Raw genomic sequence first — 26,059 nt, forward strand, 5'->3', positions numbered from 1 at the left:
TCTGAGGTGAGCAGCTTTTCCGAACAGCCGGGGCAGGATACGCGCCCCGGTGACCCGCGTTTTTTCCATCGGTCCGGTCCGTTCACCGTGGAGCAATTGGCAGAAGTTTCGGGCGCGGATTTTGCGCCAGCTAAAGCGGGTGGGAAAAGCCTCTTCCGGGGGGTGGCTCCACTGCATGTTGCTGGCCCCGACGAAGTAAGCTTTCTCGATAATCGTCGGTACTTGCCTTTATTGGCCGAAACACGGGCTGGTGCTGTAATTTTAGGGCCAGCTTTTGCGGATAAGTGCCCGGAAGCGACCGCAGCTTTTGTAAGTAAGTCACCTTATCTCGCTTGGGCACGTGTAGCATCAGCTTTTCACCCCGCGCCGCCATCGACGGGGTTTTGCCACCCCAGCGCCGTAATCGGTAAAAATGTTGCATTGGGCGAAAATGTCCAGGTAGGACCCTGTGCTGTTATTGGCGATGGTGCCCATATTGGTGCGGGCAGCATTATTGGGGCACATGCCAGCATTGGTCAAAGCGTAGAGATTGGAGAGCGATGCCGCATCCATGACCATGTTACGGTTTCACACGCCCGCTTAGGAGAGCGTGTTACGTTGTTCCCCGGGGCGCGAATTGGCCAAGATGGTTTTGGTTTCGCGGTAGGTCCAGCAGGTTTTGAAACGGTGCCGCAGCTTGGTTTGGTCGTTCTTGAGGACGGCGTTGAAATCGGTGCGAATTCAACAATCGATCGTGGCTCTATGAAGGACACAGTTATCGGGGCAGGTACGCGTATCGATAATCTCGTCCAAATCGGCCACAACGCTCGGCTGGGTCGGTGCTGTATTGTTGTTTCACAGGCAGGTATTTCTGGCTCCACTGAGCTTGGAGACTTCGTGACGATCGCGGCGCAGGCTGGTCTTATCGGACATATTAAAATCGGCGATAAAGCTCGGGTTGGCGCTCAGTGCGGCGTTATGTCCGATGTCGAAGCCGGGGCAGATGTTATCGGTAGTCCGGCTATGCCGTTCCGGGAGTTTTTTCGTAATGTTGCTACATTGCGGAAACTGTCAGCACGCAAAACGGAAAGCAGCTAAAAACGTTACGCGGTGCAGATATTCCATAGTGGATGGCATAAATGTGACCCTTTTGCTAAAGGAGGGACACAAAATTGTGTCAACTGCTAAAAATCGATGAATGGGCCCTGAAAAAGGGTCCGGGAGGGGGATTGTGACTGATACTGACCGCGTAGACGCCCCGGTCATTCCGGAGAAAATTGACGTTCTGCAAATTATGCAGGCAATCCCTCACCGTTACCCATTTTTGTTGATTGACCGAATGGTTGATATCAAGGCTGGCGAGTCAGCTGTCGGTATCAAGAACGTCACGTTTAACGAGCCATTCTTTCAAGGCCATTTCCCAGGTCGCCCTGTCATGCCGGGCGTACTCATTGTGGAAGCAATGGCGCAAACAGCAGCAACACTGGTTGTTTTGACGCTGGGTGAGGCGTTTGAAGGCAAGCTCGTTTATTTCATGACGATCGAGAATGCCAAATTCCGCCGTCCTGTTGAGCCGGGCGATCAGCTGCGCATCGAAGTTGTGAAAGAGCGCTCACGCGGGAATGTGTGGAAATTTAAGGGTATTGCACGTTGTGACGGCGTTGCCGTAGCAGAAGCAACGTTTAGTGCCATGATCATGGGTTGATCTTATGGATATAGCGGGTAAACGGCCGGAAACGGTGGATATTCATCCGACAGCACTTGTCGATGAACGCGCACGTATCGGTGAGAATGTGCGTATTGGTCCATGGTGCCAAATCGGACCTCATGTCACCTTGGGTGCGGGTGTGCATTTGCATGCTTCTGTCATAGTCGACGGGCACACAACCTTGGGGGATGGGGTCGAAGTTTACCCGTTTGTGACCATCGGCATGGCGCCTCAGGATCTGAAGTACGCTGGTGAGCCCACGTTGTGCGAAATTGGTGCAGATACGGTTATTCGTGAAAACGTCACGATTCACCGTGGTACTGCTCAGGGTGAAGCACTGACCCGTGTAGGCAAAAAATGCCTTATCATGGCAAACGCCCACATAGCCCATGATTGCTTGCTCGGTAACGGCGTCATCGTCGTGAACAATGTGGTTATGGGCGGGCACGTGAAGATTGATGACGGAGCGCGCATTATGGGCTCAGCAGCGGTGCATCAATTCGTGCGTGTTGGGCGCGGAGCTGTTGTCGGCGGTGTTTGCGGTGTCGAAATGGACGTAATTCCTTACGGTAGCGTCTTGGGCAATCGCGCGCGCTTGGTAGGGTTGAACTGGGTTGGCCTGAAGCGGTCGGGTGTACATTCGGAAGAGATGCAGGCTATGCGTAAAGCTTTCCGCACCTTGTACCCCCGGCACGGGGAAGGCGAGGGTGTGTTGGAAGTGCGGATCGCAAATGTTCGCCGTGATTATGGTCATTTGCCGCGTATCGCAGAGATGCTTGATTTTATGGAAGCGCCCAGTCATCGCGGACTGACGCGGGTTGCGCGTAACGATTCGCAGGCCGAGACTGAAGGTGCCTGAGGCAAGCCGCAAGCGTTGCGTTGGTATTCTTGCAGGATCTGGGCCGTTGCCGGCTCAGGTTGCGGCCGCCGTGCGTGCACGGGGCGATGATGTTTTCGTTGTCGCTTTCCGAGATTTCGCTGAATTGCCTCGGTTGGCACCCTACCCACATGAAGTTTTCCGCCTTGCGGCAGCAGGTGAGATCCTCTCAGCGTTGAAGCGGCACGGCTGCCGTGAGCTTGTCTTGATCGGTCCAGTACGTCGTCCGGCATGGCGTGATTTGCGCCCTGATGGCGAAGGTGCACGCATCCTAGCGCGGTTAGGGCGAGCAATTTTTCTGGGGGATGACGGTCTTCTTGGTGCCGTCGTACGCGTGCTCGGGGAGGAAGGCTTCTTTGTGCGTGGTGCACATGAGTTTCTTCAGCATGCGACCGGGCATAGTGGCTCCCAAGGGCGGGTTGCTCCTGATGTTCAGGCACGTGCGGATATTGCGCGCGGTGTTGCAGTTTTACGGACAATGGCGCGACTGGACATCGGCCAAGGCTGCGTTGTCCAAAATGGCTTAGTGTTGGCCGTAGAGGCTTTAGAGGGGACCGACGCCATGTTAGGGCGTTGTGGTCCGCTTATGCAGGCTGGTAGCGGAGGGGTCTTGGTTAAGATGCCCAAGCAAGGCCAAGATTTGCGGGCAGACATGCCAACGATCGGGCCGGAAACTCTTGAAAATGCTGCGCGTAACGGTCTACGCGGGGTTGCCTTTCAGCCGGGCGTCACTCTTTTGACGGACCCGACGCGTTGTGTGGCTCAAGCTGACCGCTACGGGCTCTTTTTATACGGTCTGACGACAGACGATCTCAAGGAGTAAACAATGAGCAGCTATCTCCACACCATGGTGCGTGTTCGCGATCTCGACCGCAGCTTAGCGTTTTATCAGCTGCTTGGTATGAAAGAGTTGCGCCGCAATGAAGTCAGCGCTGGTCGCTTCACGCTGAGCTACATTGGCTATGGCGGGAACGCAGAAGGGCAGGCAGAGATTGAACTGACTTATAATTGGGACCAAGAAACTGATTATGAAGTTGGAACAGGTTTTGGTCATTTCGCCGTTGGCGTACCTGACGTTGCGGCAACGGTGGAATCCGTTCGGTCCGGCGGTGGTAAGGTTACGCGTGAAGCGGGTCCTGTAAAGCACGGCACAACGGTAATTGCGTTCGTTGAGGATCCAGACGGATACAAAATCGAGTTGATTGAACGTAAGTCTGAAGAGAGTGTAGACGCGTTCAAGTAAGCTCGAATCAAACGAATCGTCCTAAGACGATGATTTAAGATAGTTCAAGGCACGCTCGATAGACTGGATAACGGTCGCAGCGTGTTCTTGTACATTTGGGTCGGGGTGCGATTCGAGGATATCGGCGCTCAACAATGCGCTTGCCAACGCATTGCGTACGTCATGGCGCACCCGTGCGGCTCCGTTTTGAGAAGAGTCGGCCATTATATGTGCGTCCTTTCGCTCTTTTCTTGACAGAATCGATACCACATTTTATACGCCCGGGTCACATATCAGCGGGCGTTTCATGCGCCCGATCGACGCGTTTGCCACTCAGGCAGATGCAAAGACGTTAAGGATCGATGTCATGAAGCGCACGTATCAACCTTCCAAGCTGGTTCGCAAGCGTCGTCACGGTTTCCGTGCACGCAAGGCAACTGTTGGTGGCCGCAACATTCTTGCGAACCGCCGCTCTAAGGGCCGCGCTAAGCTTTCTGCCTAAGAGCTGACACCTGATTCCTGACCATAAGCCGGGGCGCTTGAAAAAACGCTCACAATTCCTTCACCTTTCTCGTAAGGGGCGCAAAGCGGCTCTTCCGGGTATGGTGGTGCAGGGAATAACTCCCAAAGATGCTGATGGTCAGGCTCAGTCTCGTGTCGGTTTTACCGTCACGAAAAAAGTAGGCAACGCTGTCGTCCGTAACAGGACACGGCGTCGTTTGCGTGAAGCACTGCGTTTGGTAGCCAAAGAAGAAGGTTTGCCCTGCGGTGACTTCGTCCTGATCGGACGCGAAGGGACACGAAAGCGTGAGTTTTCAGCCCTTAAAAGCGATCTACGACAGGCATTAAACAAAGTTTCTGCACACTGAGGATACGCGTGAAAGACATCTTTTCACAAGGCGTAGCAAGTGCTTGCTTACTTCTCATACGATTATATAAGCTGTGCATAAGTCCCTATATCGGGCAGAATTGTCGTTTCCAGCCGGGGTGTAGCACATACGGCTTAATAGCGATTCGGCAGCACGGCCCTTGGCGCGGTGGCTACTTAACGGCACGACGTATTTGCCGATGCCACCCTTGGTCCAAAGGCGGTGTAGATTATCCGCCCCCGCCCAATTCTCCTTGAATTGGGTTCTCTCTCGCTGAAAAAGTTGCTTTTCCTATTGTTCTGGGGGCATTTTTCCTCCACTTGAAGCGCAAGCTTTTTCTCGTACGATGAAAGACCGGCACCCGCCCGATGGAAATCAAGCGCATTATTGCAGCCACCATCCTCAGTGGCCTGATCTTACTTGGCTTTGACTATTTTATGCCGAAGCCTTCTCCAGAAGCTAAACAAACAGGACAAGCTGTTGTCAGCATATCTGGAAACCCTCAAACGCCTTCAGCATCAGCAAGCACACAACAGGACGATGCGACCGTAGTTGCGCGTCGGATTCCTGTGAGCAGCCCTGACGTTAAGGGATCCATTACGCTTAAGGGCGGTTTGCTGGATGATTTGGTACTGACAAAGTACCGGGAAACCTTGGAGAAGGACAGTCCACTCGTCCGGCTTTTAAGTCAGCCGGGCACGGCAGAGCCTAGCTATGTAGTGATTGGCTGGGATAACGCACAAGGTTCAAATGCGGTTGTGCCGGGTCTAAACACGGTCTGGCAAAGTGACGATCAAATTCTGGACCCAACACACCCCGTTACCATGCATTGGGATAATGGCCAGGGGCAGAACTTCATCATCCGCCTAAGCGTAGATAATCACTATGTTATTGCCGTGCAGCAGGTTGTTGAAAATCACGGTTCCACACCTGTATCGCTGGTTCCTTATCAGCGTGTGCAACGAGATTACGAAGCGCAGGGTGGCTCGTGGACGGAGCATGAAGGACCAGTATCGGTTGTAGATGGTCGTTTGAACGATGAAAACTACAAGAACCTGCGTGAGGCTGCCAATCACCCCGACCATACATATTGGGCGAAAAACGGTACCGGCGGCTGGGTAGGTCTTAGTGACAAGTACTGGCTTACGGCTGTAATGGCTGACCCCACGGCTGCTGTATCAGCATCGTTCGGCTTTGTACCCGGTTTGCCAGGCTCTGCGGGTTCCTACCGTGTAGGTTTCACGTCACAAAGCCCACAAACCATTATGCCTAATGCTTCAGTCACGATGAGCAGCCATATATTTGCGGGTGCAAAAGTGGTGTCGCTCCTGCAGGGTTACAGCCGTGATTTGCATGTACCAGATTTGGACAAAGCGATCGATTTCGGGTGGTTCAGCTTCTTAACGCGCCCAATTTTGACGCTCCTGCACTGGCTCTATACGCATTTGGGTAACTTTGGCCTAGCGCTGATGGCGTTGACGTTGATCGTCAAGATCATCTTATTCCCGCTGGCTGCTAAAGCGTCTCAATCCTCGGGCCGCATGCGCTTGCTTGCTCCTAAGATTAAGGAAATCCGCGAGCGGCACAAAGATGACCCGATGGCTGCAAACCAAAAAGTCATGGCTCTGTACCGAGAAGAAGGTGTTAGCCCGGCAAGCGGATGTTTGCCGATGCTGATTCAGGCTCCAATCTTCTTTTGCTTGTATAAGATGCTGTATATCAGCATTGACGAGCGTCACGCGCCGTTCTTTGGCTGGATACATGATCTGTCGATCCCTGATCCAACCAATATTTTTAACCTGTTTGGTCTGCTTCCGTTCGATCCAACGCAGTATATTTCCATGCTGCATGTGAGTGTATGGGGTACGGCGCTTGGTTTGACGTTCTGGCTGCTGCAAAAACAGACAACTGTTGCTATGGATCCAGCGCAAGCGCGTATCATGCAGTTTATGCCGTTGGTTTACGTGTTTTTCATGTCCAGTTTCCCGGCCAGTCTTTTGGTCTATTACACATGGAACAACTTGCTGACCTTCGCGCAGCAGGCTTTTATCCAGAGCCGTACTAAGCTGCCTGTTCCTGTGGCAACGTCGAAGAAAGGCCGTTGAGCGAGATGCGTGAGATAGCTGGCCCCCCTTCACCCGAATTGCTGGAAGAGGGACGCCTCCTTTTTGCTGGGGAGTGCGACTTTTATTTCGGCTCGCAGCGTGTGGATCAGTTGCCACCGATTGATCTGCCGGAAGTCGCTTTTGCAGGCCGCTCCAATGTTGGGAAGTCCAGTCTGATCAACGCACTGACAGGGCGGAAATCACTCGCGCGTGCATCGTCCGAGCCGGGACGTACCAAACAGTTGAATTTCTTTAACCTGTCGCAGCGTCTCGCTTTGGTCGATATGCCGGGTTACGGTTTTGCAAAAGCAGCCAAGTCGGTCAAAGAAGATTGGCAGAACACGATGTTTGCCTATTTGCGTGGGCGGACAACGTTAGAGCGTGTGATTCTGCTCCTTGATGCTCGCATTGAGCTCAAAACGTCGGATAAAGACGTTATGGAGTTGTTGGATCGGGCGGCTGTCGTTTTCCAGATCGTTTTGACAAAAGCGGATCAGGTAAAGCCGGGTGCATTGCAGAAAAAGCGTGAAGAGATAGAAGCTCTCGCTTTGAAGCATGCTGCCGCTTATCCGCGTGTGATTGTCACAAGCAGTGAAACGGGCGAAGGTATCGAAGATCTTCGTGGCGAAATCGCTCGTTTCGCACGTTCGTCAGATGGTACGGCCCAGTCCTGATAGGGCTGGGAGCAGCAAGGGAAATTACCCCAGCTATGAACGCAAAAACACATAGTGATAAATTGCCTGTCACGCCGCCGATCATCAATTTGGATGATGCGCAGCAACAGGCCTCTATTTTAGCAAATGCGCTGCCTTATCTTCGCCGGTATGCTGGTGATACGATCGTTGTTAAATACGGCGGTCATGCGATGGGGCACGGCGAACTGGCAAATGCGTTTGGTTATGACATCGCATTGTTAAAGCTGGTGGGTATCAACCCTATTGTGGTTCATGGGGGCGGCCCACAGATCAGCGCCATGCTGGACCGTTTGAACTTAAAGTCGACTTTTGTTGATGGGCTGCGCGTAACAGATCAGGCGATGATTGACGTCATCGAAATGGTGTTGGCGGGAACGGTCAATAAGCAGGTAGCGGAACTCATCAATCGCGCAGGCGCGCTGGCTGTTGGCATCTCTGGTAAAGACGGTGGTTTGCTGCAAGCCCGCCGTATTCAGCGGACAAAACGGGACGCTGCTACAGGCGAAGAAAAACCGCTGGATATTGGGTTTGTAGGTCAGCCAGATAAAATTGATCCGCGCGTATTGTACGCTCTTCTGGGGTCGGGTTTGATTCCGGTTGTGGCACCTGTCGGCGCTGGTAAAGATGGTGAGACTTATAACATTAACGCTGATACGGCAGCCGGTGCCATTGCAGGCGCTGTGAATGCTTCACGGCTTTTGATGCTGACCGACGTTCCGGGCGTCTTGGACAAAGAAGGCAAACTTATCGAAGAGCTTACAGCCGACGATGTTGCGCGCTTGATTGAGGATGGAACAATTTCGGGGGGATGATCCCCAAAGTTGAAACCTGCCTCGAGGCAGTGCGAGCTGGTGCAAAAGCTGCTGTGATTCTGGATGGACGTGTGCCGCACACATGCCTTTTGGAACTTTTCACACGTGCCGGCCCCGGTACATTGATTAAAGCTTAAGCATTATGGCGCTTCATGAGAGAAGCGCCATTTTACGCCTTCTCTCAGGCCGGTATTGAGAGCGAGCGTGGCGCGCTCTAAAAGTGTATCTGCCGTTTCGTGAGCGGCTCCTGCCTCGCGGCAAACGAGGCCAATGTGCAAAGACAGATGCGCTGGTGGGTCAAGCAACAACGGGATGCCGTGTGCCGTCATACGTTCGGCACGCTCTGCAATGGCAAAGCGGTCCCCACCATCGAGCCAAAGACCGAAGGTATTACCACTCAAGCGGCTAATTGCATCGGTGGGGCGAACCGCGTTCCTTAGCAAGGCAACACATTGCTCAAGCGCATTTTCAAAGCTTTCAAGGCTACGCTTGGCGAGTAGGTTATCCAGACCAGGAATGTAAGCGAGCATGAACGTGGCAGCCTTGTTATCACGGTCTAAGCGGCGGCAGCGGCGCGTTATCTCTGCGTGTAAGCCTTTCCAGTTCAGTAAATTCGATGCGATATCATAATGCGTGTTGGAATGAACGCGCCGGTGTAGGGCATCGAGTTCAAACAAACCGCATAAATTGGCGAGAATAGTTTTTAAGACGGTTATATCTTGTTGCGTCCATGGTTGTTTTTGCCAACAAACAAGGACCAAGGGTGACTGGCTCCGGATAGTTTCGGAAATAAGCACAGCGTTGTCGATGCTACGAAATCTGCGAACTTCTGACGTGATGCAACTGAGCGAGAGCAGATGCTGTTGCAGGTGCTGAGGCAAAGCTGCAGTTTTGTGCAAAATCGGGGTGTGTTCAGACAGCGTGCTGCCATGGAACAAGATCATGTCTGCTTTTGACAAAGTGTTAAGATATGAAAGCGCAGCAGCCGCGCCGAGCCTTGGCAAAATCGCAGACCGAATTTTCAGTAGAGCAGTGGCCAGAGTCTCATTGGTCCAATGGGGACGGCCCAACATATCGGCGGTTTGCTCGTGATTTGGGAACGTCGAGAGGATTGGCTGAGACATTGATACCCGTTCCGTACGGTTTGAGCTGAGGCGGGGTTAAGGGAAGAGATACTCTTCAATGGGCTGAAAATTTAAGGTGGAATGATAAATTAAAGGTTAATCCGTTTTTTAGAGCCTCATTTCTGACGTTGACATTGCGCAGGCCGAGCAGCATGGTTCGGCGCAATTTTCAGTTTTAAATGGGTATAATCATGTCTCAGGATACGCTGCGCGCTGCTATCGATTCTCTTTGGGAACGTCGTACGACGTTGAACTCTCAGACTGAGGGCGCAGATCGTGAAGTGATTGAGACGGTTTTGCGCGACCTGGATTCAGGCGTTCGTCGTGTTGCTGAACCGACATCTGACGGCTGGGTTGTGCATGAGTGGCTGAAAAAGGCCGTGCTGCTTTCTTTCCGTTTGAATGATAGCCGCGTAATGGAGCGGGGCTGCGCGGGTGTATCCGGGTTCGATAAGGTGCCTCTTAAGTTCGAGGGCTGGGATCAGTTCCGTTTTTCTGAGGCAGGTTTCCGTGCGGTTCCGGGGGCTGTTGTCCGTCGTTCAGCGTTCATTGCACCAAACGTGGTGCTGATGCCGAGCTTTGTTAACGTAGGCGCGTATGTCGATAGCGGCACTATGGTCGACACATGGGCAACGGTTGGTTCTTGTGCACAGATCGGTAAAAACGTGCATATCAGCGGTGGTGCCGGCATTGGTGGCGTGTTGGAGCCTTTGCAGGCAGCGCCTGTCATCATCGAAGATGATTGCTTCATTGGTGCTCGTTCAGAAGTGGCAGAGGGCGTCATCATTGAGCGCGGTGCCGTCTTGTCTATGGGTGTGTTCATTGGCGCTTCCACTAAAGTGGTGGATCGTGCAACGGGCGAGATCTTCCAAGGGCGCGTTCCAGCGTATTCCGTTGTCGTCCCAGGGACGTTGCCTCCGAAAGAGCCAGGACAACCATCTTTGGCATGTGCAGTAATTGTGAAGCGTGTCGATGAGCGTACACGTTCCAAGACGTCCATCAACGACCTGCTGCGCGATTAATCTTGAACACGTCTTCTGTTAGCACGCCTGCGCCATTCACAGATCCTGTTGAGTTGGCGCGGGATATGCTGCGTTGTCGCTCTGTCACCCCGGCGGATGATGGAGCGCAGGCATGCCTTATAACGGCATTGGAAGCGCTGGGCTTCACGGTTACGCAACTGCCATTTGGCCCCCCGGATGCCCCGACGCCGAATTTTTATGCGCGTCGCGGTGAGGGTAAGCCACGTTTGTGTTTTGCTGGCCATACAGATGTTGTTCCGCCCGGTCAGGGATGGGCGCATGACCCGTTTGAGGCTGTCATCCAAGACGGCATGCTGTTTGGGCGTGGTATTGCAGATATGAAGGGTGGCTTGGCCTGCTCCGTCGCTGCAGTTGCTCGTGTATTGGCGGAAGGCGAGCCAAAAGGCGCGATATCCTTTTTAGTGACAGGTGATGAAGAAGGGCCTGCGCGTTACGGCACAAAGCCTGTCATTGAGTGGTTGGCAGAACGAGGCGAATTGCCGGATTTTTGTCTTTTAGGCGAGCCGACGAACCCAGCTTTTTTGGGTGAGACGATTAAAATTGGTCGTCGTGGAAGCATGAACGCGCAAATTATTGTGCAGGGTGTACAAGGCCATGTCGCCTATCCTCATCGTGCGGATAACCCGGTGCACCGACTCCTTGCTATCCTAGGCGAGATGACGGGACGCATTCTGGATGAGGGGAATGCGTGGTTTGCTCCTTCCTCTTTGCAGGTCACAAGCGTTGATGTCGGTAATACGGCGACAAATGTGATCCCTGCGCAGGCAAGTGCGATGGTGAATATCCGCTTTAATGACTGCCATACAGGAGCGGGGCTTGAAGCGTGGCTACGAGATGTCACGCTCACACATGCGCCAAAGGCGGACGTGCAGGTTAGCATTAGCGGTGAAGCGTTTCTGACTGAGCCTGCTGAGCCTGTAGAGTGTTTGCAGTCTGCTGTTGAAGCCGTGACGGGACACCGTCCTGCGCTTGATACAGGTGGCGGTACGTCAGATGCACGCTTTATAGCTCTGCATTGCCCTGTTGCTGAGTTTGGACTTGTTGGCGCGACCATGCACAAAACGGATGAGCATGTCTCGTTGTCCAGCTTGGAAGAACTGACCGAAATTTACCGGACGTTTATGAAAAGGTTTGGATTGTGAATCCTGAGCGACCAACAGGACTACCTCCCGCCGGGGGTATGAGTGTGCCGTTGGGAGTCTGGCTTTTGGCGCGAGGGCGAGGGGTCGGCATTAATTGCTTTGGCCCGGGTGTACAGCCGCTGATGGGGGCGCTGGCTCCCACCATAGCAATGGCGATCATTGCGGTGGGGCTGACGTTTCAGACATCAAAAGTCGGCTGGGGAATGGGGTTGGTACGGGCTTTAGTGCCTTTGACATCAACGTTATTACAATTGGTTGTGACGCATATCTGTGCACGGCGCATAAAGCGCGAAGGGTTGTGGTTGCGTTATTCCACAGCGTCCCTGTGGTGCGCTTGGCTACCGATTATCTTGGTATTTTTGCTCGAAGGTTTTTTAACGGCTACCGTCCCGGCAGAGCACCTGAATTCGTCACTTACAATCGGTATGATGGTCGTCGTACAGTTTTATAGTTTATGGCTGTCTTGGTACGTCAGTAAAGTTGGTTTGCTGGTGACCAGTTTACAGGCAGCTATGGTTGTTGTGGCGCAAGTTGCGGCACTCGCTGTGTTGTTGGGTGTGCTTTATCTTTTGCCGCCGCATTACAATGCGATGCTCGATATGATCAGTGTAAGCTGACGATTTGTGCGGCCCTATGATTTAAGGCCGCACAATAAGGATTTACTTCTCAAGGTAAGAAAGAAAATACCGGAATAAATCTAAGTCCTCGTGACGGATGGTAAAAGCACCGGAATTTTCGTCCTGATTGCCAAAAATATACGAGCATTCTTGGTCGCTGGCGTCGCACAAGCCGGACTGTAAAAAGCCGGGGTGACCCATAGTACCACGCAGCGTAATGATTTCTGCACCGGCAGGCGCTAGGACTGAGTTGTGTAGTCCTGAACCATATTCACCCATGATGATGGATGCTGTTGAGAATGTTTCGATTTGTTCGGCCAAGCTGAGACGTTCTGGGTAAATAACGTCGAACCCTAGTTCCTTAACGAAATTTTCCACGTCCTCTTGGTTAATTAATTGGCGCGTTGTATTGCCCCATAGCGCTCGAGAAACAAAAATTTTGCGCTTTGGTGTTTGTGCAGCGTTACTCTCTGTGTCCCCGCGCAGTTTTTGGAACATCTGCCCTAAAATAGGGGTGGCCCGCGAATTCCCACGGATACAGGTAGGAATGATAGCGCGCTTAATGTGACACCTATCCCGCACGACATCGTAGGTAGAAACATTCTCTCGAGGAATGCCTAAAAATTCGAGCCAATTCCAAGAGAAATCGAGAAGATTATGCGGTAAGAGATAGTGGAGTGTTTCAAGCGCATGTCCGGCTTCGCGTAAAAGAAGCAGGCGCGGCAGGAAATCGACAAGCCAGTGTCCATAAATTTGATAAGCTGGACCGCAAAGTAGAACCACATCTTGATCGAAATGTAGTTCACGGTCAGGCTCGGGGCTGTGTACATTCTCTCGTACGGAGCCTTCGTGCATGCCTGTGCGTTCAATGAAGATAGTCGCGCCGTCTTTAACAATCACCCTGTCAGAGGCGAGGGAGATATCATCTAGGGTATAAATTCCGCAGGACGGCGCTAGCCGATCCCCGTAAAACCAATCCCCAAAATGTGCAGGAATGGGGCCAAGCGTGAAACGTGGGGGCCGTCGGGGTCCTCCGGCTTCTTCAGCGATGAGTTGCCAAGCAAAGCCGGGCTTTTGGGCGCGGATTGCGTCGTCAATGTAGAGGCCGGAAGGAATATCCATTGTTTCGTATAAGCCCGTTAGAGGTCGTCGTGTATGGTACGTACGATGAGAGGCAATTGTGCCACGTTGAAAAAAGGGTTTTTCTTGCGCTGGGCAAGAATAAAGTAATTTAACGCTTTTTCAGCAACATATCCCCACATCCTCGGGAAATGATGAATTTTTCCCTCCATTAAAGCTTCCAAATCTTTGATCGTTCCAAAGAGGCCGCTCATATATTCATCGAAAAGCTCTGTTTTCATGATGAATATACTATTGTGGTTCGAGGTACGCACTGGGTAGTGCGGTAGCGGTAAAAATTGTTTGTGGTTACGCATGGCTTCCATAAACAATTCCCACATCTGGGGAGGAAGGCCGCTATTTTTCCATTCGCTTTCGAGATCTGGGCGGTCGTGCAAGTGCCACATACGGGGTACAATAACATCATACTGTGAGAGCCAATTTTTAAAATTCTGGCTTTCCGAAACTGAAAAACTATCTCTGATATTTAGGTGTTCTAGAAAGTCTTCTCGGCTTTGTTCAATTTCATGAAGCTTCTGATCAGCGTCAAAAGCATCGCGTTGCCCAGCAAAATGGGGTGAGATTTTGTTTAACTTTTCAAAAGGCATTGGCGTAATAAAAAAACGCCGACGGTAATGATCAAAGCCTATGTACTCGTAATCATCGAGAAGGTTTTTCCAAACATAGTAGTGATGCCGGATTTCGCTGAAAACGTTTTGCTCAGAGATGTTCTCCCCATCTAGATCACCAATGAAATGGCCGTCTGGATCGCTCTTAGCGCCGGAGAGGATATCAGCAAATAATTCGTTATTAACAGGTTTCGCCGGCGTCTTATAATGGCATGAGAAAATCTTCACTCGCATTGGCTGATCCTTATGCGTGTTCGTACGTACTCTTTGAGCACCGAAAGCTATGAGCTTATAGTGCGGTTTTTTCGAGTAATGGCAAGCTGTTGATGGACAGAGTTTCGTACCATCATTCCGAACAGCTTTAATGTCTCTCAGCCAGAATTGTACGCAGCGCCCCGTTAACTTTAGCTATTTTTGGAAAAGGGATTTTCTTCGTAGCCGACATCAAGAAAGCAAAGGCCATCTGAGGGGGCCGTAGGCCCTGCTACCCGTCGGTCACAGGCAGCCAGTACTTCGCCCATTTTATCGGGTTCCCATTGGCCGTAGCCGACCAGTGCCAGTGATCCCACCATGTTGCGGACTTGATGATGTAAAAAAGATCGTGCTTGCGTCTCGATAAAAATCAATTCCCCTTCACGTCGGACGCTAAGCTCGTCGAGTGTACGCATGGGGGAGTTGGCTTGACAGGCAGACGCGCGGAACGAAGAAAAATCGTGGCGGCCGAGCAAATAATCAGCGCCTTTTTGCATCAGTTCCGCGTTGAGAGGGCGTTTAACGTGCCAAGCATGGTTTTCCATGAGGGCGGCGCGTGAAGGTCGGTTGAGGATTGTAAAGCGGTATCTTCGCCAAAGAGCTGAAAAGCGCGCGCTCCACTCCGCTCCGACCGGAGCTGCGTCCAAGACAACAACGCGGTGAGGTTTGAGATGAAAACTCAACCCGTCACGAATTTGATGGGAGCGAAACTGTGTTCCGGCTGGGAAGTCTAAGTGGACAACAATACTTGCTGCGTGGACACCAGCATCTGTTCGGCCAGCAGTGACGCTGGGAACGATTTGCCCCCCGATCATGCGTGCGGCTGCATTTTCGAGGAGTTCTTGGACTGATATGCCATTATTCTGACGTTGCCACCCAACGAGGCCCGTGCCGTCATATTCAATTTTGACGGCCCAGCGCACGATAGGGGGCGTGGCGGTAATGTCAGTCAAAGCATGTTCCTTTGGGGATGGATTGGCCGCGTAGGAAATCGGCTGCGTCCATCATGCTTCGGCCGGGTTTTTGAAGGCGTAGGATGCGTAAAAGACCACTTCCGCACGCGATGGTCAGCTTGTCATCGACGGTGCTGCCCGGAGTGGCGTTGCCGGTTTCGTCCAGCGGGATGGCCGCGCCGATTTTTATGACAACGCCATCAAGGGTGGTGAATGCACCGGGCCAAGGGGTAAAGCCGCGAATATGCTGGTCCAGCTCTTGAGCGCTTCTCGTCCAGTCCAAGCGTCCGTCATCGCGTGTGAGGATTTTCGCGTAAGTCACACCTTCTGTCGGTTGAGGTGTGGCTTTAGGTTGTGTGGCGAGTGCCTCTACGACAAGTTTCCCGCCTAATTCTGCTAAACGGTCATGCAAGGTTGTGGCTGTATCGTGTGGCGTGATGTCCGTTGAGCCTTCCAGCAGAACGGCCCCTGTGTCGAGCCCTTCATCCATTTGCATTATGCAAACGCCACTGCGGGAATCACCAGATACGATAGCGGTTTGAATAGGTGATGCGCCCCGCCAGCGGGGAAGGAGGCTCGCATGGATATTAAGGCAGCCGAGGCGTGGTGCGTCTAACATTGCTTTCGGCAGAATTAGCCCATAGGCCGCGACGATGGCGGCATCGGCATTCAGCGCGGCAAAAGCCGCGTGTTCTGCCTCATCTTTTTTTACCTTGGCTGGCGTGCGCACAGGAATACCAGCAGCATCGGCCGCTTCATGAACGGCTGAGCGGCGCAAAGCTTTGCCCCGTCCCGCCGGGCGTGGAGGCTGTGTGTAAACAGCTACAATGTCATGACCAGCGGTTATGAGAGCATGTAAGGCAGGGACGGCAAAGTCCGGTGTGCCCATGAAGATGAGGCGCATGGAGGGATTAACGCCTTCTGAATTTTTGCTCTTTGGTCAAGCGACGCATGATCATGTTGCGCTTGAGTGTTGAGAGATGGTCAATGAACAGAACCCCGTCTAGGTGGTCCATTTCGTGCTGAATGCATGTGGCGAGCAAGCCATCTGCATCACTTTCGATGATGTCACCGGCAAGGTTACGGTACCGAACGCGAATCGCTTCAGGGCGCACGACTTCTGCATATTGGTTGGGGAGAGAAAGGCAGCCTTCTTCACGGGCGGCCATTTGCTCCGAGTCGGTAATGATTTCAGGGTTAATCAACACCATTGGGGCTGGGTCAGCACCCTCTTCGGCAACATCAACCAAAGCAAAGCGCATATCGAGCCCGACTTGCGGTGCGGCAAGGCCGATACCCGGCGCTTTATACATGGCAGAAAACATGCCTGGAAGTTGTGCGCGTAGGTGCGCCATGTCTTCCGGGCGCACGTCGCGCGTGACCTGCCGAAGGATCGGTGCAGGTGCAATGACGATGGGCATGGGCGGGACGTCTTCAATCCCGGTCAGAAAATCGAATTCGCTCATGTGTGCGATTTAGCGACCGAGGGCCAGCAAAGCCAGCCAAAAGAGGAAATAACCTACGCATTTTCTGCAGAAAGCTTGCGTGGTGAGCTATCAGGACCATATTGTTCCAGTATGGATGCCGCTCTCAGGGTCCATAATTTTCCTGTTTCGCTCCATGAGGAGGCTTCAGTCCCATTATGTCCGGTCGTCTTTTTACATCCCCTATGTTTCTCGGTTTCGATCATCTCGAACAGATGTTGGAGCGTGCTTCCAAGACCAGTTCGGATGGTTATCCTCCGTATAATATTGAGCAGATTAGCCAAACGGCGCTGCGAATCACGCTTGCTGTTGCGGGTTTTACGATGGATGACCTGCAGATTACGCAGGAAGATAATCAATTGGTCATCCGTGGCCGCCAAAACGATGATTCGCAGGGACGCGTTTTCCTCCATCGTGGTATAGCGGCCCGCCAGTTCCACAAAGCCTTTGTGTTGGCTGAGGGAATCGAGATAGGTGGCGCGTGGCTTGATAATGGACTGCTCCATATCGACTTGTTACGTCCCGAGCCGGAAGTGCGCGTGAAACGGATTGCCATTTCACAGGGGCGACGTCCGGGCACATCGACTGCTCCGTTGCATCCGGAAGTAGTGCCGCCGGTCGTAAAATCGCGCCGCTCTCACCCCGTACGCGAATTGGGTGACGACTGAGGCGCTGCGGCTTTGCCGCGTTATTTATGTTTTATCCTGTCATGTGCGTACATGACAGGGTTTACTGAGGGTTCAGAGTTGAGCGATATTTTTGACAGTAACCTACCGACTGAAGAGACGCTGCCCAGCGATCTGAGGCACATCACGGACCAGCAGTTGCGCGTTTTAGGTATGTCGCGTCTGGCATATTTACGGACGGGCGTGGAAGACGGAGAATCTGTCATTACAATCCACGCAGCAGACGGTACACCTATGGCTGTTGCTGATGACGAGGAAAGCGCGATGGACGCTATCCTTGAACACGAGATGATACCGACTATGCTGCAGTAGCACGGCGGTGCTGACCGTAAAATTGCGGTTGGTGTACATCCGGCGGAACAGGATACAGAGGACGATATGACCCAGAATCAAGATATTAGCAGGCATTTGGAAGAGGAGCGCCTTACAGGCGTTGTAGTCCATAATGGTGTGGCATATCTGGCGGGTCAGGTGGCAGATGACGCCACACTCGATACGGAAGGGCAGACGGCGGATATTCTGCGCCAAGTTGATGCTCTTCTCGCTGAATTAGGCACGGACAAAACGCGCCTGTTATCAGTTCAGATTTTTCTTACAGACATCAATGAAATCAGTGCAATGAACCGGGCTTGGGATGCGTGGCTGGACACAGCGCATAAGCCGGCTCGCGCCACGGTCGAGGCTAAACTGGCTGATCCTGACTGGCGCGTTGAACTTACAGCAATCGCTGCTCTCAAAGGCTAGTTTCTCTTTATTTGCGGTGGGTAAGGCAAGAAACCAACCATAGGCAGAGCATTGTGCCGATGGATAAAAGAAAATCTTGCCGCCCCGTTGCAGTGAAAGCGATGCTCAATAGCGTGAGAGCAAAGCCAGCAAAAACTATACCTGCCAGACCGCGCCGGGCTACTAAGCTGCCTTCTGCTGGCCCGGATAAACGCTGCCATTGTGCAGCGTTCGCAAAAAGATATGTGAACATGATGAGCATGGCCGAGAGAGAAAGCGCCATGATGTACCCATCGTGTGGTGACAAAATACCAAGCCCTGCGACCAGGCACTCCAAAATTGCTGTGTAGAGAACAGCCCATACAGGCACGCCACTGGCTGTAAGAGTTCGGCAATGCGCGGGAGCGTCACCCGTCTCAGCCAATTCGTACAGAACGCGTGATGCGGCAAAAAGTGCGGAATTTAAGCAGGATGTGACAGCGACAAGCACGATGGCTGTCAGGACACGCGCCCCTACAGCTATGCCCATATGATCCAGAGCAGTAGTGAACGGGGAGTGCCCTGCTTGAAGGGCTGTGATGGGCACGATGGTAAGGACCAGAGCCAACGATGCTACGTGCAGGAAACCCACCTGCGGTACCAGCTTTTTTGCAGCGTGCGATACGCTACGCACCGGGTCCGGAGACTCCATTGCTGCGACGGTGGCAATTTCAAAACCAGTGAGAGTCTGGATGAGCAAGGGCAACGCCGCCAAGGCAGTGCCTATTCCTGCAGGTATCAATGAGGCAGTCGTAACACCAACATTGCTTGTATGTGTGCCAACGAAACTGGGCCACAGCCACGACAGGACGCCAACCAGAATGAATAAGACGAGCGAACCGAGTTTAGTGAGGGAAAGTGCGGCCTCGCCACGGGCATAGGCCCGCGCAGAGATCAGGTTAGTCAAAAGAGTAAGCGCTACAAGAATGGCCATTCCGAGCGCACCGGGTAAGCCTGTGAGCTGAGTAAAAAGTGGACCTATGGCGATAATTTCGGAGCCTGCCGTAGCGCACCAGTACAAAACATAGCCCCAGCCAGCGATGAAGCCCGACCTAGCGCCTAATGCATCGCGAATTTGGCCAATAAACGAACCAGCCTGGGGTTTGCTTGCTGTCATATCTGCAAGCACGCGCATCTGTCCGACCATAAGGAGAATGGCGATGGTGTAGAGGGGAATAATCAGGAAGCCAGTTTGTTTTAAAAAAGCCGTGGAGCCGACGAAGAGGCCCGCACCGATTACGCCGCCAACGGCTATCATTCCGACCAGCCTAGGGGAAAGAGTGTGATGCAGTCCGGAAGGAGGTGTGGTCATGATGAGCCCCAAAGGTCAGCGAGTGTTTCTTCTGCGATCGCGAAAGATGTGCTGGCCCCTGTACCGCTTGTGATGAGGACTATGCGTACCGTATCGGATACGCGGTCCGTAAGCATGGTATCAGGGCCGCTGGTATAGCATCCGCTCCAGCGGGAAGTGACCGGCGGAGTAGATTGGAACACGGTAGCATGTTCCGTAAGAATTAATTCGTCCACCCCTGCATCGCTAAAAGGATCGGGTTTATCAGCATAGATATGGGAGTCTCCGACGATTTGAGAGCCATCTGCGGAGCGAACGGCGATGAGGTGCACCCCTGCGGCAAAGGCAGCCGCTTTGTCGCGTTGCAGTCGTTTTATGAGGGCAGCGTGGCCTGCCAAATGGTGGTAGCCTTTATAGCGCCCGACCCCTAGGTCGGACATGATGGCTGGGGTTTCGGCATGGTAGCTGCCAGATGCTAAGCGCATCATCTGTAGTGTGCAGTGTTTCAGGCCATATTGTGCGAGGCGCTCTGGAAATAGTGTCTGAAGGTCATCGCCGGGGCAAATAACAACCTGTTCAGCGTGGACTACGCCCCGATTTGTGCAAATGGTTGGGGGTTCAACGGCATGTACGGTTGTACCCCATAAAATCGTGACGCCCCACTGCTCAGCAAGCCAGCGTGTAAGCTGGGGAATAGCGTCTCTCGACTCCACGCGAAGTTCATACGGCGAAAGCAATGCGCCATGCAGGGCGGTAGTTTTAATATCCGTATAGCTGCGGAGGTTTTGTGGTGTGAGAAGTGTGCAGTCACTCCCCATTTCGTCATCAGCGAAGGCTTCGAGCACGTTAAGCGCTTCTGGGTATTGTGCGAGAACGAGGAGTTGGCGCTGTGTAATTGGAATATGTGCGGCTTGGGAAATTTCGGACCAGATGTCGCGTGTGCGCCGTGCTCGTTGCCAGCAGGCTCCCTTTTCTTGGCCCGTGACGGTAATGAAGCCAAAATTTCGGATGGATGCGCCTGTCGCTGCAAGGTTGCGTTCAAGAACAACGCAGCGTTTCCCGCGTTTGGCTGCGGCGAGTGCATGCGCCAAACCACATATTCCGGCGCCTACAATCGCAATATCGTAATGCTGGTTCATGCCGTTGCTTCTTGCTGTGCATGGCGACGAAGAAGGTCTGGAAGGTCTGCAATTGTATCAATGACATAATGAGCCCCAGCTTCGTGCAGTGCGGCATAAGCGGCTGTGCGTTTTGTTTGATAGAGCTCAGCAGGCATAGCGGCAATTTCGGAAGGGGTATGCCCGAACATATTGCCTGAAACAGCCACGCCGACAGCCCATGCACCAGCGTTCAGGCCTTCTAAAATCCCTACAGGTGTATCATCGACCTTAATAACCCGCTGGGCAGACCAGACATTAAGGTTAATGAGGTTCTGCCACAGCATGAGCGGACTGGGGCGGCCAGCAGGGGTTTCATCTGCACAGACAAGGTGATCAGTGAAGACACCATGTGCTGTGGCGATGGGGGTAATGTGTTCCATAATTGAGCGGGTATAACCAGTGGTCGAACCAATTTTTAAACCGTGATCTCGAAGAGTTTTCAGGCATTCAGCCGCTCCGGGGATAGGGTCCGCATACAGAGCAGCGCTGCGGATATTACGAGGCATAAAGTCTTCATAGAGATGAGACAGGTCGTCTTCCGAGGGAAAGCGTCCGTGGGTATTTTTCCAAGCTGCCATAATGCGTGGTTGAGCCAACAGCGCGGCTATATGGGGGCGCTTGGCCATGCCCATGGGGGTGCGCGCTTCAGCAATGGAAATGGGCACACCATGGCGTGCGAAGCTTTCTGTAAAAGCTTGCATGGGTGCGAGGGATCCAAAGTCGACAAGTGTGCCAGCCCAATCAAAAATTACGGCATCGAATATGGAAGAGAGCATGCTCCAAAACTCCAAGGAAAGGATGCAGCAAGTATTGAAGAGGTAGATCACCCAAGAAAAATCGTTAATAATGATAAATATATCAGTTTTTTCGATGGGGTTGTGATGCAATACGTTCAACTGCGTGCAGTGCACGCTGTGGCACTGCACGGAGGGTTTTCGGCTGCTGCTGAAGCGTTGGGGGTAACGCAGCCAGCAATTTCGGATCAGGTGCGTAAACTGGAGCAAGAATATGGTTGCGTCTTGTTCCACCGACGAGGTCGGTTGGTGGAACCTACTGAGCTAGGACGCCGCTTGTTGACGGTTCTACAGCCTATGTTTGACGCGCATAAGCAGGCTGAAAGGCTGCTTACTCAGGCTGAAAACATTGAGTATGGCTCACTTTCCATTGTTGCTGACGCGCCAGATTTGGCAGTGGGTTTGATTGCGTCATTTCGAGCTTTGCATCCGAACGTGCAGGTAACGCTCTCTATTGCAAATGCAGATACGTGCTTGGAGCGCATTGCTAACGCAACAGTAGATTTAGCTGTCACCGCAGCACCGTCGGTCGATTCACGATTACACGCACAGATATTAAGACGTGACCGTCTCATGGCGCTGGTACAGAAGCGCAGCCCCTTAGGCGAAAAAAAGAAAATTAGTTTGGGGGTTTTGGCCGCCTCGGGTTTGATCTTCCGTGAAGCGCGTTCAGTCACCCAGAGGTTGTTAGAGACTGAGTTACAACAGCATCAAATTCTGTGTGAGCCGGCACTGGTCGTCGATGGAAGGGAAGCTATGGTTGAAGCTGTCGCTGCAGGACTTGGTGTGGGTGTTATCGCGGCTAGTGAGTATGGGGGGCGCCGGGGAGTTAGGGCCATACCTGTATCAGACTGCCATGCTAAAATGACAGTCTCTTTAGTATCACTCAAACAGCAGGCCAATACGCGGTTGGTTTCAGAAATCTTTAAAATTGCAGCGCTGGATTCTGCTGGCTAGGCAGCGCGGTAAAGCGAATTTTGCTGTTCCCGCTATTCGCTCCACAGCGGATAGCGGGAACGGTTCAGCCTTAAGAGGGAAGAGCGCAAATAAGCGCTACGCCCTCGGATGATCCAAGAACCGCAGCTTTTTCCCCGCGATTGAGAAGTTTTAGAGCTGCTTGGACGTTTGCAGCTTCTCGTAATTTGATGAGCCCAACCAAGAGGTTTGCGTCAATTGGACCACCTACTTTGCGTGGCGCGGGCAGAGCGCTCAAATGCGCCTTGAGTAGCGCAGGGTCAGTCCGGAGTAGCGCAAAAGCTTCTTCAGGTGGGCGCTCGGGGGAGGTTTGCGCGTCAAGGCGGCGCCGTTCGTTTGCGTTAGCCAGCTTGATGATTTCCGATGGCGTCGTTTCTTCTGGGATGAGCAGGAGGCCCAACTTTTTGAAGCCCTGTCCGACGTCTCGGCTGGCTGTAAGGGCAGCCAAGGGTATGGCTAATGCTAGGCCAACAAGAACAGGTAACATCCAGAGAAACAGCGCTTCAGACACGGACCAAGCTGCTGTAGCCAGTGCAATACCGAAAACAGTGTAAATCCAGTAACCCCGTGCGACCTCTTTAAGTGAAACAGCATCTCCATCGCGGTTTTGCGTATTCCAGCCAGAATCACGACCGAGAAGAATGGATAATATCCCCGAAGTTTGGATTAGCATGGCAATTGGCGCGATGAGGCCGCCAATAAGCGTTTCGAGGAAGATCGAAACACCCAGACCGATAATGCCGCCCGAGCCACGGCGCGTCTCACGGTCAAACAGCATCGCGATGAAAGAGAGGCCTTTCGGGGCGAGGAGCACAAACATTGTGCTGATAAACACGTATTTGGCTTGGACAGGGTCAACTTGAGGCCAATGGGGATAGAGCGTGAGGCCATTGCCGAAATAGTCTGGGTGGTAAAAGTGGGATTGTAGAGAAATCAAAATTCCAACGAGAAGGAACAGTAACCATAGCGGAGACGTGACATAGGCACCAATACCGACGAGCATATGAACACGGCTGATCCAGTGCATGCCTTTTGTGTTCAGCAATTTTGCATGTTGAAGGTTGCCCTGACACCAGCGGCGGTCACGGATGGCCACATCGGTCAGTGAAGGAGGGCTTTCTTCGTATGAACCTGTCAGGCCAGGTACCATGTGTATGGCCCAGCCTCCGCGTCGCATGAGGGCTGCCTCAACAAAGTCATGGCTAAGGATGTGTCCACCAAATGGCGCACGGCCAGGTAAATGCGGCAGGCCTGCTTGCTCAGCAAAAGCCTTGATACGAATGACTGCGTTATGGCCCCAGTAATTCCCTTCAGAGCCGTGCCACCATGCAACACCATGAGCAATAAGCGGCCCATAGATGCGCCCTGCGAACTGCTGCATCCGGGCAAACAGGGTTCGGCCGCCGATAATGACGGGAAGGGTTTGGATCAACGCTACATTCTCGTTCCGCTCCATAGCGGAAACGATACGAATGATGACCCCACCATCCATGATGCTGTCAGCATCCAAAGCAAGCATCTGCTCGTATTCACCGCCATATTGGGTGATCCACTCGCTGATATTGCCAACTTTGCGGTCCGTGTTGCGGTGACGGCGCCTGTAGAAAATACGGTGTGAATCGCCGGTTTCACGTCGTAGAGCCAAGAAAGCCCGCTCTTCTTGCAGCCAGACGTCGGGGTTTGTCGTGTCGGACAAGATGAAGAAGTCAAAAGCATCAAGTTTCCCTGTTGCTTTCAGGCTGTCATATATGGCGCGGAGGCCGCCTAATACGCGCTCTGGGTCTTCGTTATAGGTCGGCATAAGGACGGCTGTACGGGATTTAAGTTCAGGCAGTGGGCCTGAACGATGGATCCCAAGTCCTAATCCGCCGCGGCTTAGAAGAGAGAAAAAGCCACCAAGACTGGAGGTGAACGAAAGTGCGATCCAGAAGCCAAGGACAACAAACAGCACCATAATGATGATGCCGAGGGCCGTAACGCCCATGGCGTTAAACACGCGGTTGATGTGTTCCGCGCCGAAGATGGTCAAAGCCACAGCACCGCCGAAGACGAAAAGTCTCCGCAACCACAGAGTGCCGGGCGTAGTGGGTAGACGCCCGCTTGGGCGGTCAAACCGGTCAGGGGCCGCGTGCAGGTCTTGGGCCTTCATGCTCAAAGGTGATTTTTGAGGCATGAAGGGGGTGTTGGTGTCGGTTAAGCTGTCCACCGATACATCCATTTTTCAGAAATAGGGCCTTGGTCGTCGGCAAGTTGCACTTGGAGTTCTGCCGCTTTTGCGTCCCCGGGGACGAACTCGAACATCGCGCGCCAGCCATGAATAGGCGGGTTAGCTTCTACGACGACGTTGCGGATGGTCCCCTGAGTTGCCTGCGGCAAGAGGTGAAAATGTGTGTTCGCTGGACGCTCCGCAAACGCTTCGCCCGTGAAGTCAATGACGAAAAGCTGCGCGTTGTCAGAGCCTTGAGCCGCACCGATCCGCGTTGCGCCAATACGGGCGAGGTGTGTTGGAGCGGGTGTGTCCCAACCCCAAGTGATGCGGTAGGTGTAGTCGTATTGCTGACCAGCCTTGAGAGGGCGTTCAGGGCGCCAGAAGGTAACGATATTGTCGTTCACTTCATTGGGTGTTGGAATTTCAACGAGATCAATCGCGCCTTTGCCCCAATGACCGATTGGCTCAATCCATGCAGATGGCCTTTTTTCGTAATTAAGCGCGAGGTCTTGGTAGTCGGCAAATGCGCGCTTGCGTTGCATAAGACCAAAGCCTTGCGGGCCATCATCCGCGAAAGCGGAGAACTGAAGGTCAGTCGGGTTTACGAGCGGGCGGTAAAGTTGGAGCGCGGTGCCGGTCCAGATTTGCAAGGCTTCGCAGTCATGTGCAGCGGGGCGCCAGTCATTGACGCGGGTGTGATCGTTCGTGTCGAAGTAGAACATGCCTGTGAGGGGCGCCAGACCTGCTTCACCCATATCCTGGCGGGGGAAGAGAGAGGACTGCACATCGAACACAGTTGCGTCGCCGGGGCGGATGGTAAAGCGGAAAGCACCGGTAACGGAGGGGCTGTCCAGCAAAGCATGCACAACGAGGGAATCTGCGCCAGGTGCGGGCCTTTCAAGCCAAAATGACCGGAAAAGCGCGAACTCTTCGCCGCGTGGGTCGCCTGTGCCATTAGAAAAGCCACGCGCTGAAAGCCCGTATGTTTGGCCCTTAGCAATGGCGCGGAAATAAGAAGCCCCCAGGAAAACGGCGAACTCTTCTTTTACGCCGGGTGTGTTGATGGCGTAACGCAGGCGTAGCCCACCAAAGCCAACATCATCGGTGGTACGCAGCAGGGGATCTGCGTAATTGAAGAGATCAGGGTCGTAGGGAACGGTGCTTGTTTGACCGTCTACAACTTCGTGCATCTCAATCCGCGGGCGGTAGAGGAAGCCGCGTGGAAAAAACTCGACTTCGAAAGCGAGGTTTTGTCCGCGCCAAAGCGCTTTGTCTGAGTTGTAAGTAATGCCCTTGTACTGATCGAAATTCAGAGAGGACATTGGTGCGGGTAATGATTGTGGGGGAGGTGAGTATGCTGACCGTGCAAGATTGCGCGCGATGTTGCGCACAGTATCTTCTGAGAAAGGGGTCGCCTTGGGGGGCGTGGGTGATGCAGGAGAAGGTGTTTGGGCACGTGCGACCCATCCTGTCCCGAGCAGTGACAGGCCGGCTCCCAGTTTTACCAGATCACGGCGCAGCATAGTCATAATTGTATTCAGAGCCTTAGTTG

The 26,059-nt window shown here is 53.1% G+C and carries 29 protein-coding genes and 1 pseudogene; 18 read left to right on the forward strand and 12 right to left on the reverse strand.

Translation table 11 applies throughout. The features are described 5' to 3' along the window. The first annotated feature begins 6 nt into the window (after positions 1–6). The 5 genes from lpxD to gloA all read left to right on the forward strand — a co-directional run bounded on the left by lpxD (position 7) and on the right by gloA (position 3,807). Positions 7–1,077 carry a UDP-3-O-(3-hydroxymyristoyl)glucosamine N-acyltransferase gene (gene lpxD / locus D5366_RS05865; protein WP_205839568.1) on the forward strand — a complete coding sequence of 357 codons (1,071 nt, stop codon included), beginning with the start codon at positions 7–9 and terminating at the stop codon, positions 1,075–1,077. A gap of 100 nt (positions 1,078–1,177) precedes the next feature. After that, the gene (fabZ, locus tag D5366_RS05870; protein WP_141492676.1) at positions 1,178–1,684 is read left to right on the forward strand and encodes a 3-hydroxyacyl-ACP dehydratase FabZ; all 507 of its coding nucleotides are present in this window, start codon (positions 1,178–1,180) and stop codon (positions 1,682–1,684) included. 4 nt (positions 1,685–1,688) lie between these two features. Further along, positions 1,689–2,546 (forward strand): acyl-ACP--UDP-N-acetylglucosamine O-acyltransferase, encoded by an 858-nt coding sequence (lpxA, locus tag D5366_RS05875; RefSeq protein WP_141492677.1) that lies wholly within the window; start codon positions 1,689–1,691, stop codon positions 2,544–2,546. Then, complete coding sequence (locus tag D5366_RS05880; protein ID WP_141493857.1) at positions 2,533–3,387, forward strand: LpxI family protein; 855 nt, start codon at positions 2,533–2,535, stop codon at positions 3,385–3,387. Before lpxA ends, D5366_RS05880 begins: the two co-directional genes overlap by 14 nt. Positions 3,388–3,390: 3 nt before the next feature. Then, positions 3,391–3,807 (forward strand): lactoylglutathione lyase, encoded by a 417-nt coding sequence (gene gloA / locus D5366_RS05885; RefSeq protein ID WP_141492678.1) that lies wholly within the window; start codon positions 3,391–3,393, stop codon positions 3,805–3,807. A 21-nt stretch (positions 3,808–3,828) separates the two neighbouring features. On the opposite strand, the gene D5366_RS05890 is transcribed toward gloA, so the two are convergent. Next, positions 3,829–4,011, reverse strand: coding sequence for a histidine kinase dimerization/phospho-acceptor domain-containing protein (locus D5366_RS05890; RefSeq protein WP_141492679.1), 183 nt, complete (start codon positions 4,009–4,011; stop codon positions 3,829–3,831). A gap of 142 nt (positions 4,012–4,153) precedes the next feature. Here D5366_RS05890 and rpmH point away from each other — a divergent pair, with 142 nt between their 5' ends. The 6 genes and pseudogenes from rpmH to argB all read left to right on the forward strand — a co-directional run bounded on the left by rpmH (position 4,154) and on the right by argB (position 8,404). Then, positions 4,154–4,288, forward strand: a complete 135-nt coding sequence (gene rpmH, locus D5366_RS05895) for a 50S ribosomal protein L34 (protein WP_141493858.1) — start codon at positions 4,154–4,156, stop codon at positions 4,286–4,288. 13 nt (positions 4,289–4,301) lie between these two features. Next, entirely contained in the window at positions 4,302–4,655 is a 354-nt protein-coding gene (rnpA, locus tag D5366_RS05900) for a ribonuclease P protein component (RefSeq protein ID WP_240775392.1), read from the forward strand. Positions 4,656–4,663: 8 nt separating this feature from the next. After that, positions 4,664–4,912, forward strand: a complete 249-nt coding sequence (yidD, locus tag D5366_RS05905) for a membrane protein insertion efficiency factor YidD (RefSeq protein WP_141492681.1) — start codon at positions 4,664–4,666, stop codon at positions 4,910–4,912. 111 nt (positions 4,913–5,023) lie between these two features. After that, a complete protein-coding gene (gene yidC, locus D5366_RS05910) occupies positions 5,024–6,760 on the forward strand; it encodes a membrane protein insertase YidC (protein ID WP_141492682.1) in 1,737 nt (578 codons plus the stop codon). Positions 6,761–6,765: 5 nt separating this feature from the next. Further along, entirely contained in the window at positions 6,766–7,434 is a 669-nt protein-coding gene (gene yihA, locus D5366_RS05915; RefSeq protein ID WP_141493859.1) for a ribosome biogenesis GTP-binding protein YihA/YsxC, read from the forward strand. Positions 7,435–7,469: 35 nt separating this feature from the next. Beyond that, a pseudogene (argB, locus tag D5366_RS05920) lies at positions 7,470–8,404 on the forward strand (acetylglutamate kinase). A 3-nt stretch (positions 8,405–8,407) separates the two neighbouring features. Here argB and D5366_RS05925 read toward each other — a convergent pair. After that, complete coding sequence (locus D5366_RS05925) at positions 8,408–9,391, reverse strand: diguanylate cyclase domain-containing protein (protein WP_141492683.1); 984 nt, start codon at positions 9,389–9,391, stop codon at positions 8,408–8,410. Positions 9,392–9,582: 191 nt separating this feature from the next. Here D5366_RS05925 and dapD point away from each other — a divergent pair, with 191 nt between their 5' ends. The 3 genes from dapD to D5366_RS05940 all read left to right on the forward strand — a co-directional run bounded on the left by dapD (position 9,583) and on the right by D5366_RS05940 (position 12,193). Further along, on the forward strand, positions 9,583–10,413 hold the full coding sequence (dapD, locus tag D5366_RS05930) for a 2,3,4,5-tetrahydropyridine-2,6-dicarboxylate N-succinyltransferase (protein WP_141492684.1): 831 nt from the start codon (positions 9,583–9,585) through the stop codon (positions 10,411–10,413). 65 nt (positions 10,414–10,478) lie between these two features. After that, positions 10,479–11,576, forward strand: coding sequence for a succinyl-diaminopimelate desuccinylase (gene dapE, locus D5366_RS05935; protein ID WP_141493860.1), 1,098 nt, complete (start codon positions 10,479–10,481; stop codon positions 11,574–11,576). A gap of 38 nt (positions 11,577–11,614) precedes the next feature. Beyond that, positions 11,615–12,193 (forward strand): hypothetical protein, encoded by a 579-nt coding sequence (locus D5366_RS05940; RefSeq protein WP_205839569.1) that lies wholly within the window; start codon positions 11,615–11,617, stop codon positions 12,191–12,193. A 42-nt stretch (positions 12,194–12,235) separates the two neighbouring features. On the opposite strand, the gene D5366_RS05945 is transcribed toward D5366_RS05940, so the two are convergent. The 5 genes from D5366_RS05945 to def all read right to left on the reverse strand — a co-directional run bounded on the left by D5366_RS05945 (position 12,236) and on the right by def (position 16,612). Further along, complete coding sequence (locus D5366_RS05945; protein WP_141492686.1) at positions 12,236–13,315, reverse strand: glycosyltransferase family 61 protein; 1,080 nt, start codon at positions 13,313–13,315, stop codon at positions 12,236–12,238. Positions 13,316–13,332: 17 nt separating this feature from the next. After that, a complete protein-coding gene (locus D5366_RS05950) occupies positions 13,333–14,175 on the reverse strand; it encodes a DUF4422 domain-containing protein (protein WP_141492687.1) in 843 nt (280 codons plus the stop codon). Positions 14,176–14,345: 170 nt separating this feature from the next. Beyond that, a complete protein-coding gene (gene truA, locus D5366_RS05955) occupies positions 14,346–15,146 on the reverse strand; it encodes a tRNA pseudouridine(38-40) synthase TruA (protein ID WP_141492688.1) in 801 nt (266 codons plus the stop codon). Continuing rightward, positions 15,139–16,050 (reverse strand): methionyl-tRNA formyltransferase, encoded by a 912-nt coding sequence (gene fmt, locus D5366_RS05960; protein ID WP_141492689.1) that lies wholly within the window; start codon positions 16,048–16,050, stop codon positions 15,139–15,141. Before fmt ends, truA begins: the two co-directional genes overlap by 8 nt. A gap of 7 nt (positions 16,051–16,057) precedes the next feature. After that, complete coding sequence (def, locus tag D5366_RS05965) at positions 16,058–16,612, reverse strand: peptide deformylase (protein WP_141492690.1); 555 nt, start codon at positions 16,610–16,612, stop codon at positions 16,058–16,060. A gap of 176 nt (positions 16,613–16,788) precedes the next feature. Between def and D5366_RS05970 the strand changes: the two genes are divergently transcribed. The 3 genes from D5366_RS05970 to D5366_RS05980 all read left to right on the forward strand — a co-directional run bounded on the left by D5366_RS05970 (position 16,789) and on the right by D5366_RS05980 (position 18,060). Further along, positions 16,789–17,298 (forward strand): Hsp20 family protein, encoded by a 510-nt coding sequence (locus tag D5366_RS05970; RefSeq protein WP_141492691.1) that lies wholly within the window; start codon positions 16,789–16,791, stop codon positions 17,296–17,298. 51 nt (positions 17,299–17,349) lie between these two features. Then, complete coding sequence (locus D5366_RS05975; RefSeq protein ID WP_240775182.1) at positions 17,350–17,628, forward strand: DUF1150 family protein; 279 nt, start codon at positions 17,350–17,352, stop codon at positions 17,626–17,628. Between the two features lie 66 nt (positions 17,629–17,694). After that, positions 17,695–18,060, forward strand: coding sequence for a RidA family protein (locus D5366_RS05980; protein ID WP_141492692.1), 366 nt, complete (start codon positions 17,695–17,697; stop codon positions 18,058–18,060). Positions 18,061–18,067: 7 nt separating this feature from the next. Here the strand turns inward: D5366_RS05980 and D5366_RS05985 are convergent, their stop codons facing one another. Genes D5366_RS05985 through phnX form a run of 3 tightly spaced genes read right to left on the reverse strand, consistent with a single transcriptional unit; the run spans position 18,068 to position 21,305 of the window. Beyond that, entirely contained in the window at positions 18,068–19,390 is a 1,323-nt protein-coding gene (locus D5366_RS05985; RefSeq protein ID WP_141492693.1) for an amino acid permease, read from the reverse strand. Continuing rightward, the gene (locus D5366_RS05990; RefSeq protein WP_141492694.1) at positions 19,387–20,508 is read right to left on the reverse strand and encodes a TIGR03364 family FAD-dependent oxidoreductase; all 1,122 of its coding nucleotides are present in this window, start codon (positions 20,506–20,508) and stop codon (positions 19,387–19,389) included. Before D5366_RS05990 ends, D5366_RS05985 begins: the two co-directional genes overlap by 4 nt. Beyond that, complete coding sequence (phnX, locus tag D5366_RS05995; RefSeq protein ID WP_141492695.1) at positions 20,505–21,305, reverse strand: phosphonoacetaldehyde hydrolase; 801 nt, start codon at positions 21,303–21,305, stop codon at positions 20,505–20,507. Before phnX ends, D5366_RS05990 begins: the two co-directional genes overlap by 4 nt. Positions 21,306–21,410: 105 nt before the next feature. Between phnX and D5366_RS06000 the strand changes: the two genes are divergently transcribed. Then, positions 21,411–22,280 carry a LysR substrate-binding domain-containing protein gene (locus tag D5366_RS06000; protein ID WP_141492696.1) on the forward strand — a complete coding sequence of 290 codons (870 nt, stop codon included), beginning with the start codon at positions 21,411–21,413 and terminating at the stop codon, positions 22,278–22,280. 70 nt (positions 22,281–22,350) lie between these two features. On the opposite strand, the gene mdoH is transcribed toward D5366_RS06000, so the two are convergent. Then, on the reverse strand, positions 22,351–24,516 hold the full coding sequence (gene mdoH, locus D5366_RS06005; RefSeq protein WP_141492697.1) for a glucans biosynthesis glucosyltransferase MdoH: 2,166 nt from the start codon (positions 24,514–24,516) through the stop codon (positions 22,351–22,353). Beyond that, positions 24,492–26,036 carry a glucan biosynthesis protein gene (locus tag D5366_RS06010; RefSeq protein WP_141492698.1) on the reverse strand — a complete coding sequence of 515 codons (1,545 nt, stop codon included), beginning with the start codon at positions 26,034–26,036 and terminating at the stop codon, positions 24,492–24,494. The genes mdoH and D5366_RS06010 overlap by 25 nt, the downstream gene beginning before the upstream one ends. Positions 26,037–26,059 lie beyond the last annotated feature (23 nt).

Origin of the sequence: Neokomagataea tanensis, from assembly GCF_006542335.1 — a bacterium.
Lineage (GTDB): Bacteria > Pseudomonadota > Alphaproteobacteria > Acetobacterales > Acetobacteraceae > Gluconobacter > Gluconobacter tanensis.

What these genes read in the sequence shown, in the direction of transcription:
- fabZ (WP_141492676.1), top strand. Translation starts at nt 1,178, where the DNA reads ATGGGCCCTGAAAAAGGGTCCGGGAGGGGGATTGTGACTGATACTGAC.
- dapE (WP_141493860.1), top strand. Translation starts at nt 10,479, where the DNA reads ATGCTGCGTTGTCGCTCTGTCACCCCGGCGGATGATGGAGCGCAGGCA.
- D5366_RS05975 (WP_240775182.1), top strand. Translation starts at nt 17,350, where the DNA reads ATGACAGGGTTTACTGAGGGTTCAGAGTTGAGCGATATTTTTGACAGT.
- dapD (WP_141492684.1), top strand. Translation starts at nt 9,583, where the DNA reads ATGTCTCAGGATACGCTGCGCGCTGCTATCGATTCTCTTTGGGAACGT.
- D5366_RS05970 (WP_141492691.1), top strand. Translation starts at nt 16,789, where the DNA reads ATGTCCGGTCGTCTTTTTACATCCCCTATGTTTCTCGGTTTCGATCAT.
- mdoH (WP_141492697.1), bottom strand. Translation starts at nt 24,516, where the DNA reads ATGGATGTATCGGTGGACAGCTTAACCGACACCAACACCCCCTTCATG.
- D5366_RS05950 (WP_141492687.1), bottom strand. Translation starts at nt 14,175, where the DNA reads ATGCGAGTGAAGATTTTCTCATGCCATTATAAGACGCCGGCGAAACCT.
- D5366_RS06010 (WP_141492698.1), bottom strand. Translation starts at nt 26,036, where the DNA reads ATGACTATGCTGCGCCGTGATCTGGTAAAACTGGGAGCCGGCCTGTCA.
- rpmH (WP_141493858.1), top strand. Translation starts at nt 4,154, where the DNA reads ATGAAGCGCACGTATCAACCTTCCAAGCTGGTTCGCAAGCGTCGTCAC.
- yihA (WP_141493859.1), top strand. Translation starts at nt 6,766, where the DNA reads ATGCGTGAGATAGCTGGCCCCCCTTCACCCGAATTGCTGGAAGAGGGA.
- D5366_RS05990 (WP_141492694.1), bottom strand. Translation starts at nt 20,508, where the DNA reads ATGAACCAGCATTACGATATTGCGATTGTAGGCGCCGGAATATGTGGT.
- fmt (WP_141492689.1), bottom strand. Translation starts at nt 16,050, where the DNA reads ATGCGCCTCATCTTCATGGGCACACCGGACTTTGCCGTCCCTGCCTTA.
- D5366_RS05940 (WP_205839569.1), top strand. Translation starts at nt 11,615, where the DNA reads ATGAGTGTGCCGTTGGGAGTCTGGCTTTTGGCGCGAGGGCGAGGGGTC.
- lpxA (WP_141492677.1), top strand. Translation starts at nt 1,689, where the DNA reads ATGGATATAGCGGGTAAACGGCCGGAAACGGTGGATATTCATCCGACA.
- D5366_RS05945 (WP_141492686.1), bottom strand. Translation starts at nt 13,315, where the DNA reads ATGGATATTCCTTCCGGCCTCTACATTGACGACGCAATCCGCGCCCAA.
- gloA (WP_141492678.1), top strand. Translation starts at nt 3,391, where the DNA reads ATGAGCAGCTATCTCCACACCATGGTGCGTGTTCGCGATCTCGACCGC.
- D5366_RS05925 (WP_141492683.1), bottom strand. Translation starts at nt 9,391, where the DNA reads ATGTCTCAGCCAATCCTCTCGACGTTCCCAAATCACGAGCAAACCGCC.
- D5366_RS05980 (WP_141492692.1), top strand. Translation starts at nt 17,695, where the DNA reads ATGACCCAGAATCAAGATATTAGCAGGCATTTGGAAGAGGAGCGCCTT.
- D5366_RS05890 (WP_141492679.1), bottom strand. Translation starts at nt 4,011, where the DNA reads ATGGCCGACTCTTCTCAAAACGGAGCCGCACGGGTGCGCCATGACGTA.
- def (WP_141492690.1), bottom strand. Translation starts at nt 16,612, where the DNA reads ATGAGCGAATTCGATTTTCTGACCGGGATTGAAGACGTCCCGCCCATG.
- phnX (WP_141492695.1), bottom strand. Translation starts at nt 21,305, where the DNA reads ATGCTCTCTTCCATATTCGATGCCGTAATTTTTGATTGGGCTGGCACA.
- D5366_RS06000 (WP_141492696.1), top strand. Translation starts at nt 21,411, where the DNA reads ATGCAATACGTTCAACTGCGTGCAGTGCACGCTGTGGCACTGCACGGA.
- D5366_RS05985 (WP_141492693.1), bottom strand. Translation starts at nt 19,390, where the DNA reads ATGACCACACCTCCTTCCGGACTGCATCACACTCTTTCCCCTAGGCTG.
- yidC (WP_141492682.1), top strand. Translation starts at nt 5,024, where the DNA reads ATGGAAATCAAGCGCATTATTGCAGCCACCATCCTCAGTGGCCTGATC.